Genomic DNA, 13,294 nt, shown 5'->3' with positions numbered 1-13,294 from the left:
ATGGCACGCCGCCAGGGCGCAGTTCGCCATCCTCTTCCACGACCGCCTCAACCCATGATCACCGCGGTCCCACACGAAATTCCTGACAGTCCCGGAAGCGGCGCTGGTACTTGGCGATCAGCTGCGGATCGAAGCTCGCCAGCCGGTCGCGCGGCACCTGCAGGTCGAGTTTGCCGGTGCCGGTCAGCACCGTCTTGGCGCCGTAGCCGTTGCGGCCGTTCGGCCGCCCGTCCGGCTCGCCGGCCTCAAGGTGATGGTCGAGCTCGGCATTCAGCACCCGCTCGGCCAGCGCCTTCTTCAGCCCGTCCAACAGGCCGCCGTCGGCCAGGGCCGTGCGGGGATCCGATCCGGCCAGGAACTGGTCCAGCAGTTCATCGGGGATCGCAGGCGGTTTGCGGCGTGGCATGCAGCGGCTCCTTCAGCTCCACCCTACGGCCCCAAACACGAAATTTCCGATAGACCCGGCGACCGCCCATGAGCGCGCTGCGCGCGCCCTAAAAACCAAGTGGGGGACCACGCTGGTCCCCCACACCCCCTGCACTACCCTCAGTCGACCTCGACCGCCGGCACCGCCTCCGCCAGCCAGCGCGCGATCGCCACCGTGCGCTCGTCCGCGTGAGGCTGCCCCATCACCTGCACCCCCACCGGCAACCCACCCACCGCCATCACCGGCACCGTCACCGCCGGCGCACCCAGGATCGACGACGCCGCGTTGTAGGTCGGATCGCCCGTCGTGTGCAGAATCTCGCCCTGACTCCCCCCCGTATCGCCAAGACGCGGCGCCACCCCCAACGCCGCCGGCGCAATGAAACCGTCCGCCACCGGCGCCAAGGCCGCCAGCCGCGCCCGCGCCTCCGCGCGCCTCCGCAACAGATCGCGATACGCATCCAGCGTGATCGTCCGCCCCAACATCATACGCGCGCGCAACGAATCGCTGACCCCCGCCGGGTTCTTCTCCACCAGGTTCTCCACCGTCCACCGCATCTCGTAGGCGCAGATGTCACGCGTCAGCGCCATCGCATCCGCAATCGACGCCTCGAACGCCTCGAGCAGCGGATTGTCGGTGCGGCGCAGGATCGCCACCCCCACCCCCAGCACCGCCGTCAGCACACGCTCGAACGCTGCACGCGCCGCCGGCTCCACCTTCGCCCAACCCTCGCCCTCCAACAGGATCAAGCGCGCGGGCTTCACCGGATCGGGCGGCACCACCGCGCCATACAGCCCCGGCGCCCCCGGATCGCCACCCGCACGCAACGCGATCTCGATCGCCACCTGCCACAGATCCTCAGGCGAACCCGCATGCACGCCGAGATGCGAATGCGACAGCCCCTGCCGCTCGCCGCGGTTCAACGCGCCGATCGTCGGCTTGATCGCCCAATTGGCGCAGAAGCTCGCCGGACGGATCACCGAGCCCACCACCTGGCTGCCGATCGCCGCCGGCACCATCCCCGCACCGATCACCGCCGCCGAACCGGACGACGACCCACCCGGCGTGCGCGTCGGATCGAACGGATTGGTGGTCGGGCCCGGATGGCTCATGCCCAGCTCCGTCGTCACCGTCTTGCCGAGCACCACCGCACCCGCCTCGCGCAGCGCGCGCACATGCGCGGTGTCGCGGCCCGGATTGTTGCCCTTGAACATCGGACTGCCCATTTCGGTCGGCATGTCCTTGGTCTCGAACAGATCCTTGATGCCGACCGGCATGCCGTCGACCGGCGAGAGCGGCCGCCCCGCACCCCAGCGCGCGGTCGACTCGTCGGCCGCCTTGCGCGCGCCCTCGACGTTGAGCGTCACCCACGCCTTCACCTCGGGCTCGCGCGCCTCGATCACCGCGAGGCAGCGCTCGAGATAGGCGCGCGGCGTGTCCTCGCCCTCGCGGAAGCGCGACGTGGCGTCGTGGAAGGACGGCGCGCGGAAGGTCGCGGGCGAATAGCGCTGGCGCGTGGTGTGGTCCATCGGTGCCTCCCGGTCGTGCGAGGCCCAAGCCTCGCCCGGATCGGCGGACGGCGCAAACCCGGCTCAGCGGCCGGAGTGGCGGTGCGCCTCCGGCATCTCGAACCGGCCGGACCAGATGCCGCGCCGCGCCGCGCGCGCCTCGGCCTCGTGCGTGACATACGCCTCCGAGAAGCGACGATAGGCGATCGCCCAGCCGTTGCGCACCAGCCAGGCGTTCACGTCCTGGCCGTTCACGAGGCAGCGCGCGACCGAGCGGCCGAAGCGGTCCACGTCGAGCTCATGGCAGGTGACGCTGCGCCCGCCGAGATGGCCGCGCAGCGCTTCGGTGGCCTCGCGGCCGCAGCGCCAGGGTCGTCCGTTCCGCTCGCACATCTGGTCGTTCTCCGGCGCGTCGATCCCGTGCAGGCGGATGCGCCGGCCGCGCACCTCGATCGTGTCGGCATCGAGCACATGGGCGCGGCCGGCCCAGATCGCCCCGCTCGCGCTGGGAACGGCCGGCGGAGCCTGCTCCGCCACCGGCGAGGGTGTGACGAACGCCTCGCGCACGCGGTCAACGCCCACCGCGAGCGCGAGCACAAGCAAGCCGGCCGCCGCCCAGCGCCAGGGCAGGCGGCGGCGCGGCCGGAACACGCTCGGTCGACGCGATCGCGGTCTGCCCCAGGCCATTCCCGGATCGTCCTCGAACGGGATGAACCTAACGTTTCCGTCAACCGAGCGCAGGCCGGAACGCGGCCGCGATCCCCGCCTCGTCGGGCAACTCCCCGCGAGGATAGAGCCGCGTCACGTGCCCCATCTTCCGCCCGGCCCGCGTCTCGGTCTTGCCGTAGTGGTGCGGAATCAGCCCCGGGGTGGCGAGCAGCGCCGGCAGCGCCTCGATGTCCGCGCCGATCAGGTTCTTCATCAGGGCGTCCGCGTACCGTGCCGGGTCGCCGAGCGGCAGGCCCGCGATCGCGCGGATCTGCTGCTCGAACTGGCTGACCGCGCAGGCCTCGATCGTCCAGTGGCCGGAGTTGTGCGGCCGCGGCGCGATCTCGTTCGCCAACACCTCGCCCGGGCCGGTGACGAAGAACTCGATGCAGATCAGCCCCTCCAGCGCGAACGCCTCGGCGATCGCGAACGCGGCATGGCGCGCGGCCTGTTCGGTGGCGGGCTCGGCACGCGCGGGCGCGATCGAAAGGTCGAGAATGCCCTGGCGGTGGCGGTTCTCCACCAGGTCAAAGGCGGTGCGGCGACCGGCCGCGTCGCGCGCGACGATCACCGAGATCTCGCGTGCGAACGGCACGAAGCCCTCGGCGATCAGCGCCGGAAAGGCGTGGTCCGGCGGCGCGAGCGCAGCCAGCACCGGGGCGATCTTGGCCTCGGCGCGCACGACTGCCTGGCCCTTGCCGTCATAGCCGAACCGCGCCGTCTTCAGCACTGCGGGCAGCCCCACCTTACCGAGCGCGGCGTCGGCCTCCGCGCGCGAGCGGATCGGCGCCCAGGGCGTGGTCGGCACGCCGATGCTGTTCAGGAACGACTTCTCCAGGATGCGGTCCTGCGCGGTCGCGAGCACGGTGCGCGAGGGCCGGATCGGCACGCGCGCCTCCACCACCTCGAAGGCGTCGAGGCCGACATTCTCGAACTCGAAGGTGACCACGTCCACGCGCTCGGCGAACCACGCCAGTGCGTCGCGGTCGTCGTAGGGCGCGACGGTGGTTTCGGCCGCGACAAGGCTCGCGGGTGAGCCCGGCTCCGGCGTGAACACATGCGTGCGGTAGCCAAGCCGCGCGGCGGCGATCGCGAGCATCCGCCCAAGCTGCCCGCCCCCCATGATGCCGATCGTCGCCCCGGGGGCGAGCGGTTCAGCCATCCTCGGGCGTCTCGGGCACCGAGCCGGTCTGGACCTCCCGATATTCAGCGAGGCGCTGCGCGAGCGCGGTGTCGGACAGCGCCAGGATCGAGGCGGCGAGCAGTGCTGCGTTGATCGCGCCCGCCTTGCCGATCGCCAGCGTACCGACGGGGATACCCGCCGGCATCTGCACGATCGACAGGAGCGAATCGACCCCGTTCAGCGCCTGCGAGGTCACCGGCACGCCGAGCACCGGCAGCGTCGTCATCGAGGCGGTCATGCCCGGCAGGTGCGCCGCCCCGCCGGCGCCGGCGATGATCACCCTCAGTCCCCTGCCCGCCGCCGCGGTGGCGTAGTCGTAGAGGCGCTTCGGCGTGCGGTGCGCCGAGACCACGCGGCTCTCGTGCGCGATGCCGAGCTCGTCGAGCGTCTCGGCGGCATGGCGCAGCGTCGGCCAGTCGGACCGGCTGCCCATGATGAGGCCGACGAGAGGGGAAACCGCCACGCAGTGACCTTACGCAATGATATCCGGAATGAGCCTGCTCTCGATCCAGGCGATCTCGTCCTTCAGCTTCAGCTTGCGCTTCTTAAGCCGGGCGATATGGATCTGGTCGGACGGGCCGCCGCTCGCGAGCCGGGCGATCACCGTGTCCAGATCGCGATGCTCGATGCGAAGCTCGTTCAGCCGGGCGAGCAGCGCCTCGCGATCGTCCGTCATCATCCAGGGCTTGTCCCCGTTCCGGCCGCCCATCGCGTCGGGCCGGCCCGTGCCGGAATACGCCGGGTGCAGCCCCGCCATCAAGTGTGACGCGGCCTGCCCGGCCGCCTCCTGTCCGTCTGCCGTGCTCATCCTCCCCAGACCTCCTTTTCCGTGAAGCCGAGAGCCGTGAATTCGGCCGCCCTGAGCGGAGCCTCGCCCGCCGAGTAGAACTCGTCGAGCTGCGGCGGCCTGAGCGCCGTGCCGGACAGCATGGCATGCGCCTGGCCCCGATGATGGATGTCATGCTGGAACAGATGCAAGAGAAGACGGTCGGTCCGCTCCGCCTGCACCCGGCCCGTGCGGTGCACCCGGGTGATGCCGAGCACCGACTCGGGGGTCAGCGCGTCGCAGACCGCGATCAGCCGCCGATCGACCGCGCGCTGCGCCGCCTGGAGGTCTGCCGCGGTGCGGCACGGCTCCGGGTCGTCCCAGGCCGCGGGCCCGAGCGTCCCGCCCTCCAGCGCGTCGACGTAGAACCAGTCGATCGTCAGGATGTGGTTCAGCGTCGCGCGCAGGCTCGGGAAGAACCCGGAGCGCGGGGCCTCGAACTCGGCCTGGGGCAGTTGCGCGACCACGCCGAGCAGGCGGTGGTTCGCCCAGGCATTGTTGCGGGCCTGGGCGCGCAGGTGGATCAGCGCGAGCTCAGCCATCCGTCCTCTCGTCGAGCCCGACCAGCGAGCGGGCGAAGTCGCGCGGATCGAACGGCCGCAGATCCTCGGCCTTCTCGCCCACGCCCACCGCGTGCACTGGCAGGCCGTAGGCCTCGGCGAGCGCCACCACGATGCCGCCCTTGGCCGAGCCGTCGAGCTTCGTGACCACGAGCCCGGTCACGTCCACCATTTCGCCGAACACCTTCACCTGCTGGAGCGCGTTCTGGCCCGTGGTCGCGTCCAGCACCAGCAGCACGGAATGCGGCGCGGTCGGGTCCACCTTGCGGATCACGCGCACGATCTTGGCGAGTTCCGCCATCAGATCGGCCTTGTTGTGCAGCCGCCCTGCCGTGTCGATCAGCAGCACATCCGCGCCGTCCGCCTTCGCCCGCGTCAGTGCGTCGTAGGTAAGCCCGGCGGCGTCCGCGTTCGCCGCTCCCGAGACCACCGGGCAGCCGGTGCGCTCGCCCCAGATCTGGAGCTGCTGCACGGCAGCAGCCCGGAACGTGTCCCCCGCGACCAGCATCGGTTTCAGCCCCTGCCCGGCCCAGAGCGCGGCGAGCTTGGCGATCGTCGTGGTCTTGCCGGTGCCGTTCACCCCCACCACCAGCACGACATGCGGCGCGCGCGCCGGATCGGGGATCAGCGGCACAGCCACGGGCGCGAGGATGCGCGCGATCTCGTCCGAGATCGCCTCGCGCAATTGGTGATCCGTTACCTCCTCGCCGAACCGGGCGACACGGAACTGATGCACCACCCTCCGGGCCACCGCCGCGCCGAGATCGGCCGTGATCAGCAGGTCCTCGAGCTCATCGAGCGCCTCGTCGTCCATGCGCCGCTTGCGGAACAGCGACGACAGGCTCTCGCCGATCTTGGCCGACGAGCGGGCGAGTCCGGCCTTGAGCCGGCCGAAGAAGCCGCGTCGCTCTTCCTCGGGAAGCGGCGCCGGCGGCGCGTCCTCCTTCGGGCCGCGCCGGAACAGGTCACGCAGCGCCACTACACCGCCTCCGCCAGCAAGCCGTCGTCGTTGGCCGCGGCGATGCGCACGCGCCCGATCGCGCCGGGCGGGATGCGTCCCGCGATCAGCCGTGCGGGGGCGAAGTGCTCGGTATGGCCCTCGCCGCTGTCGCGCTCGGCGAGCAGATCGGCCTCGCTGCCGACGCGTGCGGCGTAGAACGCGCGCGCCGCCCGCGCGCCAACCTCGCGCAAGCGCGCCGCACGCTCGCGGATCAACGTGCTGGGAAGCTGCGGCATCCGAGCAGCCGGCGTGCCCGCGCGCGCGCTGAACGGAAAGACGTGCAGGAAGGTCAGCCCCGCCTCCTCCACCAGCGCACGGGTGTTGGCCGCCATCGCCTCCGTCTCGGTCGGGAAGCCGGCGATCAGGTCGGCGCCGAACGCCATGCCCGGCCTCAGCCGCCGCGCCCGATCGGCGACGCGGATCACGTCCGCGCGCAGATGCCGCCGCTTCATCCGCTTCAGGATCAGATCATCGCCCGCCTGCACCGACAGATGCAGATGCGGCATCAGCCGTGGCTCCTCAGCGATCAGACGCCAGAGGTCCTCGTCGATCTCCACCGGATCGAGCGACGACAGCCTCAGCCGCGGCAGGTCGGGCACCAGCGCCAGCAACCGCCGCACCATCTGCCCGAGGCTGGGCGCGCCCGGCAGGTCGGGACCGTAGGACGTGATGTCCACGCCCGTCAGCACCACCTCGCGATAGCCAGCCTCCGTGAGCGCGCGCACCTGGCGGACGATCTCGCCGATCGGCACGGAGCGCGACGGGCCGCGGCCATAGGGGATGATGCAGAAGGTGCAGCGGTGATCGCAGCCCTGCTGCACCTGCACGAAGGCGCGCGCACGGCCGGCGAACTCCGTCACCAGATGCCCGGCCGTCTCGCCCGCGGCCATGATGTCGCCGACCGCCACGCGCGGGCCATCCGTCGCCCAGGTGGCCGCCTCCAGCTTCTCCTGGTTGCCGACCACGCGATCGACCTCCGCCATCGCCGCCCACGCCTCGGGGCGGATCTGCGCCGCACAGCCGGTGACGACGATGCGCGCGGAGGGGTGCTCGCGCCGCAGCTTGCGGATCGCCTGGCGTCCTTGGCGCTCGGCCTCCGCCGTCACCGCGCAGGTGTTCACCACGATCGTGTCCGCGCCCGCCGCCGCGAGATGCGCGCGGATCACCTCGCCCTCGACCGTGTTCAGCCGGCAGCCGAAAGTGAGAACGCGCGCCGTCATGCCGCGAGCGCCGCGAGATCGAGCTCGCCGCGGAACGACTCCGCCGCCGGCCCGGTCATCCTCACCCGCCCGTCCTCGCCCCACGCGATGGAGAGCTCGCCGCCGTCCAGCACCACCGTCGCCGCACGCCCCGCGAGACCGCGCCGATGCGCATTCACCAGCGCCGCACACGCCCCCGTGCCGCAGGCGAGCGTCAGCCCCGCGCCGCGCTCCCACACGCGCAGCCGGATCCGGTCGGGCGTCAGCACCTCCGCGAAACCGATATTCGCGCGCTCGGGGAACAAGGGATCGGTCTCCAACGAGGGCCCGAGCCGTGCGAGGTCCAGCGCCGCCACGTCCGGCACGAAGAATGTCGCATGCGGATTGCCCATGGAGCACGCGGCCGGGTCCTCCACCCCCTCGCGCGCGAGCGGCAGATGCAGCGTATCCGCCGCGCGGGCGAGCGGAATCTCCGCCCAGCCGAAGCGCGGCCGCCCCATGTCCACCGTGACCAGCCCACCTGGCGCGCGCGAAGCCCGCAGCACGCCGCCCGGCGAGCCGATTGCCACCGCCTCGGCGCCGGTTTCGCGCAGCAGGAGATCGGCGACGCAGCGGGTGGCGTTGCCGCAGGCCTCGGCCAGCGACCCATCCGCGTTGACGATGCCCATCCAGGCGACGGTGCCGGACTCCTTCGGCGGGTCGATCAGGATCACCTGGTCGCAGCCGATCCCGCGCCGCCGGTCCGCCACCGCGCGCGCCACCGCCGCGCCGAGCGACACGGCGCCCTGCCGGGCGTCGAACACGACGAAGTCGTTGCCCAGCCCATGCATCTTCCGGAAGGCGGTCATGGGCCGCATATAGGTGGGCGGCCCGCTGGAACACAATGCAGGGGGCTCTGCCCCCTGCACCCCCACCAAGGGCCATTGGCCCTTGGAACCCCTGACCTCAGCGCCAGAACGCCTTGACCAGCGCCCTCAGAGTCGCATGGCCCATCCGCGCATAGGTCAGCGGATGCGCCTTCACCGGGTCCTGCTCCGCCTCCACCACCAGCCAGCCCGCATAGCCGGCCGCCGCCACCGGGGCCAACACGGCGCGGTAGTCCACGCAGCCGTCACCCGGCACCGTGAACACCCCGGCCAGCACCGCGTCCAGGAAGCTCAGGTCGCGCACCTGCTCCAGCACGCCCGCCCGCACATCCTTGCAATGCACATGCACCACCCGCCCCGCATGCCGCCGCGCCACCGCCGCCGGATCGCCACCGGCGAAGGTGAGATGGCCGGTGTCCAGCAGCAGCCCCACCTCCGGCCCGGTCATCGCCATCAGCCGATCGACCTCCGCCTCGGTCTGAATCACCGTCCCCATGTGGTGGTGATACGCGAGCGCCAGCCCGCGCGCCGCAAGCCGCCGCCCCATCTCGCCTAATCGCCCCGCCAGCCGCTCCCACCCCGCCTCGTCCAGCATCGGCCGCCGCGACAACGCCACGCCACGCAAGCCATGCACCGTCCCCGTCACCTCCGCATGCACCATCACCCGGCAGCCGAGTGCCGCCAGCAGCGCGACATGCCCCTCGGCCTCCGCCATCTCGGCATCGACGTCGCGCTCCAGCAGCCGCGAGCCGTACCAGCCCGACACCAGCGCCAACCCGTGCCGCGCCAGGATCGGCCCCAGCACCGCCGCCTCGCGCGGGAACTTGTTGCCGAGCTCCACCCCCTCGAACCCGGCGAGCCTCGCCTCCGCCAGACACGTCTCGAGCGGCGTCTCCGCCCCCAGCTCCGGCATGTCGTCATTGGTCCAGGTGAGCGGATTGATCCCCAACCGCACCGCCATCTCAGCCCCCCACACGCTGCCCCTTGCGCCCGCGCTCCCACCCCGCGCGCGCCGCGGCTTGCGCCTCGTCGCGCGGCTCCTCCGTCACCGGCACGTCCCACCAGGCCCCACCCTCCACCGTGCCGCGCACGGGGTCGGTCTCGATCACCAGCACCGTTGTCCGCTTCGCCGCGAAGGCGCGTGGCAGCGCCGCCCCCAGCGCCGCCACATCCGCGCAACGGATCGCCTCCGCACCGAGGCTCCGCGCGTGTGCGGCGAAGTCCACCGCCGGCGCACCGTCCAGCAGATTGTTGAACGCCGCCCCGCCCGTAACCGTCTGCAAGCGGTGGATGCAGCCGAAGCCGCGATTGTCCAGCACCACGATCGTCAGCTTCGCCCCCAGCGCCACCGAGGTCGCGATCTCGCTGTTCAGCATCAGGTAGCTGCCGTCGCCCACCAGCACCACCACCTCGCGCTCGGGCGCGGCGAGCTTCGCGCCGAGGCCTCCGGCGATCTCGTAGCCCATGCAGGAGTAGCCGTATTCCAAGTGGTAGGAGGCGCTGTCGGTCGCGTGCCAGAGCTTGTGCAGTTCGCCCGGCAACCCGCCCGCCGCGCAGACCACGATGCCGCGCGCCGGCATCGCCCGGTTCACCGCGCCCAGCACCTCTGCATCCGTCGGCGTGCCCGCACGCGGCGCGGTGACGCGATCGACCGTGCGGTGCCAGCGCGCGGTCGCTGCCGCCGCAATCTCCTGCCATGGCTTCGGCGCGGTCCAGCCCGTCAGTGCCTCGCCGAGGGCGGCGATCCCGCGCCCCGCATCCGCCACCAGCGGCAGCGCACCGTGCTTGGCCGCATCGAAGGCCGCGACGTTCAGCGCAATGAGCCGCGCCCTGGGAAACAGCGCGCGCGAGCCGGTGGTGAAGTCCTGCAACCGCGTCCCGATGGCCAGCACAACATCCGCGCGCGCGGCAAGCGCGTTGGCCGACGCCGCCCCGGCCACGCCGATCGCGCCGCCGTTGCGCGGATGGTCCCAGGCGAGACTCCCCTTCCCCGCCTGCGTCTCCGCCACCGGCACGCCATGCCGCTTAGCGAACGCCGCGAGCGCTGCCTCCGCGCGCGCATACTTCACCCCGCCGCCGGCGATGACCAGCGGCCGTTTCGCCGCGCGCAGCGCCTCGGCCGCCGCTGCGAGCTCCTCCGGATCGGGCGCCGGCGCGCGCGGACGATGCAGGCGCGGGCGGAAGAACTCGGCGGGCCAGTCGATCGCCTCGGCCTGCACGTCCTGCGGCAGGGCGAGCGTCGCCGGGCCGCACTCGGCCGGATCGGTGAGCACGCGCAGCGCCGCCGGCAGCGAAACGAGAAGCTGCTCGGCGCGCATGATGCGGTCGAAGAAGCGGCTGACCGGGCGGAAGCAATCGTTCGCCGAGATCGTGGCGTCGCCGAAATCCTCCACCTGCTGCAACACCGGGTCCGGCCGGCGCGAGGCGAACACGTCGCCCGGCAGGAACAGCACTGGCAGGCGGTTGACGTGCGCGACTGCCGCGGCCGTCACCATGTTGGTCGCCCCCGGCCCGATCGAGCTGGTGCAGGCCATCATGCGCCGTCGCGCATGCGTCTTGGCATAGGCGATCGCGGCATGCGCCATGGCCTGCTCGCTATGCGCGCGGAAGGTCGGCAACCGCCGGCGCATCGCGTGCAGGGCCGGGCCGAGCCCGGCGACATTGCCGTGGCCGAAGATCGCCCACACCCCGCCGAACAGGGGCACTCGCTGGCCGTCGAGCTCGGTCTCCTGGGCGGCCAGGAACCGCACCACGGCCTCGGCCGCGGTCAGCCTGATCGTGGCCATCGCGTCACGTTTCTCCATGTTGACGGGACGCAAGTGTTACGGACTGATGGTGCGCCCCACAAGCGAGGCCGCCAGACACGCCATGCTCCACTTCGCCCAGTTCGGCGCCGGCCGGATCGGCGCCATCCATGCCGCCAACCTGGCCGCGCACCCGCACGCCTCGCTGCGGCACGTGATCGACGTGAATGCAGCCGCGGCCGAGTCGCTGGCGGCGCGGCACGGCGGCCGCATCTCCACCACCGAGGCGGCACTCGCCGATCCGGAGGTCGGCGCCGTCATCATCGCCTCCTCGACCGACACCCATGCCGAGCTAGTGATCGCCGCCGCCGCAGCGGGCAAGGCGATCTTCTGCGAGAAGCCGATCGACCTCTCGCTCGCGCGCACCGACGCGGCGATCGCGGCCGTGCGCGCTTCCGGCGTGCCCATGCTGGTCGGCTTCAACCGCCGCTTCGACCCGTCCTTCGCCGAGCTCCAGCGCCGCGTGGCCGCCGACGCGATCGGCACGGTGGAGCAGGTGATCGTGACCAGCCGCGACCCGGGACTGCCGCCCCTCTCCTACCTGAAGGGCTCGGGCGGGCAGTTCCGCGACATGACCATCCACGACTTCGACATGGCGGCCTGGCTGCTCGGCGAGGCCCCCGTGGAGGTGTTCGCCTACGGGGCCGCGCTGGTCGATCCCGCCGTTGCCGCCGAGGGCGACATCGACTCCTGCATGGTGCTGCTGCGCACCGCCTCTGGCCGGATGGCGCATATCAACAATTCCCGCCGCGCCACCTATGGCTACGACCAGCGGATCGAGGTGCTGGGCAGCCTCGGCCGGCTGATCGCCGGCAATCGCACGCCCACCACGGTGGAGCAGGCGGATGCGGACTCGGTGCGCGCGGACAAGCCGTTGCACTTCTTCCTCGAACGCTACGCCGAGGCCTACCGGATCGAGCTCGCCGCCTTCATCGATGCCGTGACGCTGGGCAAGCCCGTGCCGGTCGGCGCCGAGGAGGCGCGCGCCGCGCTGGTGCTGGCCCAGGCGGCGCTGCTGTCGTTGCACGAGTGCCGGTCGGTCAAGGTGTCCGAGATCGACTGATGTCCGCGCTCCCTCCGATCTCGCTCGCCGGCCGCGTCGTGCTGGTGACCGGCTCGTCGCAGGGCGTGGGCGAAGGGATCGCGCGCGCCACCGCCGCGGCGGGTGCTGCCGGCATCTGCGTGACCGGCCGCAACGCCGCGCGCGCCGATTCCGTCGCCGCATCCCTGCGCGCGTCCGGCACGCGCGCCCACGCCGTCGCGGCCGATCTCGCCGACCCGGATGCCTGCCGCCGCCTCGTCGCCGAGGCCGAGGCCGCGCTCGGCACGGTCGATGCGCTGGTCAACGCCGCAGGTCTCACCGATCGCGGCCGCATCGAGGACACGCCGGTCGAACTCTGGGACCGGCTCTTCGCCGTGAACGCGCGCGCGCCGTTCATCCTGACCCAGGAGGTGGTGCGGCGGCTCAAGGCCGCGCAGCGCCCGGGCGCGATCGTCAACATCATCACCATGTCGAGCCATGGCGGGCAGCCATACCTGACCGCCTACGCGGCCTCGAAGGGCGCGCTCGCGACGCTGACGAAGAACACCGCGCATGCGCTGCGGCGCGACCGCATCCGCGTGAACGGCATCAATCTCGGCTGGACCGACACGCCCGGCGAGCACGTGATCCAGGCGCGCGACGGAAACCCGCCGGACTGGCTCGACACGGCCGAGGCCGAGCAGCCCTTCGGCCGGCTGATCCGCCCGCGCGATGTCGCCGGGCTCGCGGTCTATCTGCTCTCGGATGCCGCCGAGATGATGACCGGCGCGCTGATCGATTTCGACCAGACGGTGATGGGAGCCTACGACTGATGCACCGTGCCGAGCTCGCGCGCCGCTGCGACATCGCCGCCGCGCTCGCTGCCGAGGCGGCCGCGCTCGCCGCGCGCATGCGCGCCGAGGGCCGCGGCACGGCGAGCCTGAAGGGCACGCAGGACTTCCTGACCGAGGCCGACGGCGCGACCGAGCGCTTCCTGCGCGACCGCCTCGGCGCGCTCTTTCCCGGCGAGGCGGTGCTCGGCGAGGAGATGGGCGGCGAGGTTGCGGGCGAGGGCCCGCTCTGGGTGCTCGATCCGATCGACGGCACCTCGAACTTCGCGCGCGGCGGCGATCGCTGGTGCGTCTCGGTCGGGCTGGTGGCGGAGACGCAGGCGGGGAAGGGGAATCTCGCC

Annotated in this window: 14 protein-coding genes and 1 pseudogene; 3 read left to right on the top strand and 12 right to left on the bottom strand. The window is 72.1% G+C overall.

The genetic code is table 11. From position 1 onward, the window contains the following. Positions 1-88: 88 nt before the first annotated feature. The 12 genes and pseudogenes from ACTIFU_RS15700 to iolD all read right to left on the bottom strand — a co-directional run. Positions 89-406: pseudogene (locus ACTIFU_RS15700) on the bottom strand (transposase); the annotation flags it as partial. A gap of 140 nt (positions 407-546) precedes the next feature. Next, positions 547-1,956, bottom strand: coding sequence for an amidase (locus ACTIFU_RS15695; protein ID WP_439579256.1), 1,410 nt, complete (start codon positions 1,954-1,956; stop codon positions 547-549). A gap of 63 nt (positions 1,957-2,019) precedes the next feature. Then, on the bottom strand, positions 2,020-2,586 hold the full coding sequence (locus ACTIFU_RS15690; RefSeq protein ID WP_439579255.1) for a thermonuclease family protein: 567 nt from the start codon (positions 2,584-2,586) through the stop codon (positions 2,020-2,022). A gap of 76 nt (positions 2,587-2,662) precedes the next feature. Continuing rightward, on the bottom strand, positions 2,663-3,805 hold the full coding sequence (locus tag ACTIFU_RS15685; protein WP_439579254.1) for a 5-(carboxyamino)imidazole ribonucleotide synthase: 1,143 nt from the start codon (positions 3,803-3,805) through the stop codon (positions 2,663-2,665). Then, a complete protein-coding gene (gene purE / locus ACTIFU_RS15680; RefSeq protein ID WP_439579259.1) occupies positions 3,798-4,259 on the bottom strand; it encodes a 5-(carboxyamino)imidazole ribonucleotide mutase in 462 nt (153 codons plus the stop codon). The genes ACTIFU_RS15685 and purE overlap by 8 nt, the downstream gene beginning before the upstream one ends. Positions 4,260-4,298: 39 nt before the next feature. Beyond that, positions 4,299-4,502 (bottom strand): YdcH family protein, encoded by a 204-nt coding sequence (locus ACTIFU_RS15675; protein WP_439579258.1) that lies wholly within the window; start codon positions 4,500-4,502, stop codon positions 4,299-4,301. 128 nt (positions 4,503-4,630) lie between these two features. Beyond that, a complete protein-coding gene (locus ACTIFU_RS15670) occupies positions 4,631-5,194 on the bottom strand; it encodes a DinB family protein (RefSeq protein WP_439579253.1) in 564 nt (187 codons plus the stop codon). Continuing rightward, a complete protein-coding gene (gene ftsY / locus ACTIFU_RS15665) occupies positions 5,187-6,065 on the bottom strand; it encodes a signal recognition particle-docking protein FtsY (protein WP_439579257.1) in 879 nt (292 codons plus the stop codon). The genes ACTIFU_RS15670 and ftsY overlap by 8 nt, the downstream gene beginning before the upstream one ends. Before the next feature lie 125 nt (positions 6,066-6,190). Continuing rightward, positions 6,191-7,432, bottom strand: coding sequence for a tRNA (N(6)-L-threonylcarbamoyladenosine(37)-C(2))-methylthiotransferase MtaB (gene mtaB, locus ACTIFU_RS15660; protein WP_439579252.1), 1,242 nt, complete (start codon positions 7,430-7,432; stop codon positions 6,191-6,193). Further along, positions 7,429-8,259: a diaminopimelate epimerase gene (dapF, locus tag ACTIFU_RS15655; RefSeq protein WP_439579251.1), complete on the bottom strand. Its 831-nt coding sequence runs from the start codon at positions 8,257-8,259 to the stop codon at positions 7,429-7,431. The genes mtaB and dapF overlap by 4 nt, the downstream gene beginning before the upstream one ends. 97 nt (positions 8,260-8,356) lie before the next feature. Beyond that, the gene (gene iolE / locus ACTIFU_RS15650; protein WP_439579250.1) at positions 8,357-9,238 is read right to left on the bottom strand and encodes a myo-inosose-2 dehydratase; all 882 of its coding nucleotides are present in this window, start codon (positions 9,236-9,238) and stop codon (positions 8,357-8,359) included. A gap of 1 nt (position 9,239) precedes the next feature. Next, positions 9,240-11,063, bottom strand: a complete 1,824-nt coding sequence (gene iolD, locus ACTIFU_RS15645; protein WP_439579249.1) for a 3D-(3,5/4)-trihydroxycyclohexane-1,2-dione acylhydrolase (decyclizing) — start codon at positions 11,061-11,063, stop codon at positions 9,240-9,242. 82 nt (positions 11,064-11,145) lie between these two features. Between iolD and iolG the strand changes: the two genes are divergently transcribed. The 3 genes from iolG to ACTIFU_RS15630 form a co-directional block, all read left to right on the top strand. Beyond that, the gene (iolG, locus tag ACTIFU_RS15640) at positions 11,146-12,144 is read left to right on the top strand and encodes an inositol 2-dehydrogenase (protein WP_439579248.1); all 999 of its coding nucleotides are present in this window, start codon (positions 11,146-11,148) and stop codon (positions 12,142-12,144) included. After that, on the top strand, positions 12,144-12,935 hold the full coding sequence (locus ACTIFU_RS15635; RefSeq protein WP_439579247.1) for an SDR family oxidoreductase: 792 nt from the start codon (positions 12,144-12,146) through the stop codon (positions 12,933-12,935). The genes iolG and ACTIFU_RS15635 overlap by 1 nt, the downstream gene beginning before the upstream one ends. Beyond that, on the top strand, positions 12,935-13,294 hold a 360-nt coding region (locus tag ACTIFU_RS15630), incomplete at its 3' end, for an inositol monophosphatase family protein (RefSeq protein ID WP_439579246.1). The genes ACTIFU_RS15635 and ACTIFU_RS15630, both read left to right, overlap by 1 nt.

The sequence above is a fragment of the Elioraea sp. genome, from assembly GCF_051860475.1.
Taxonomy (GTDB): Bacteria; Pseudomonadota; Alphaproteobacteria; order Acetobacterales; family Acetobacteraceae; genus Elioraea.
Note: the sequence above shows the minus strand (reverse complement) of the source record. Positions and strands in the feature narration are given on the sequence as shown.

Excerpts from the sequence above, each read along its gene's own strand:
- ACTIFU_RS15695 (WP_439579256.1), bottom strand. The coding sequence starts at position 1,956 with ATGGACCACACCACGCGCCAGCGCTATTCGCCCGCGACCTTCCGCGCG.
- ACTIFU_RS15685 (WP_439579254.1), bottom strand. The coding sequence starts at position 3,805 with ATGGCTGAACCGCTCGCCCCCGGGGCGACGATCGGCATCATGGGGGGC.
- purE (WP_439579259.1), bottom strand. The coding sequence starts at position 4,259 with ATGGGCAGCCGGTCCGACTGGCCGACGCTGCGCCATGCCGCCGAGACG.
- ACTIFU_RS15675 (WP_439579258.1), bottom strand. The coding sequence starts at position 4,502 with ATGACGGACGATCGCGAGGCGCTGCTCGCCCGGCTGAACGAGCTTCGC.
- ACTIFU_RS15670 (WP_439579253.1), bottom strand. The coding sequence starts at position 5,194 with ATGGCTGAGCTCGCGCTGATCCACCTGCGCGCCCAGGCCCGCAACAAT.
- mtaB (WP_439579252.1), bottom strand. The coding sequence starts at position 7,432 with ATGACGGCGCGCGTTCTCACTTTCGGCTGCCGGCTGAACACGGTCGAG.
- dapF (WP_439579251.1), bottom strand. The coding sequence starts at position 8,259 with ATGACCGCCTTCCGGAAGATGCATGGGCTGGGCAACGACTTCGTCGTG.
- iolE (WP_439579250.1), bottom strand. The coding sequence starts at position 9,238 with ATGGCGGTGCGGTTGGGGATCAATCCGCTCACCTGGACCAATGACGAC.
- iolD (WP_439579249.1), bottom strand. The coding sequence starts at position 11,063 with ATGGCCACGATCAGGCTGACCGCGGCCGAGGCCGTGGTGCGGTTCCTG.
- iolG (WP_439579248.1), top strand. The coding sequence starts at position 11,146 with ATGCTCCACTTCGCCCAGTTCGGCGCCGGCCGGATCGGCGCCATCCAT.
- ACTIFU_RS15635 (WP_439579247.1), top strand. The coding sequence starts at position 12,144 with ATGTCCGCGCTCCCTCCGATCTCGCTCGCCGGCCGCGTCGTGCTGGTG.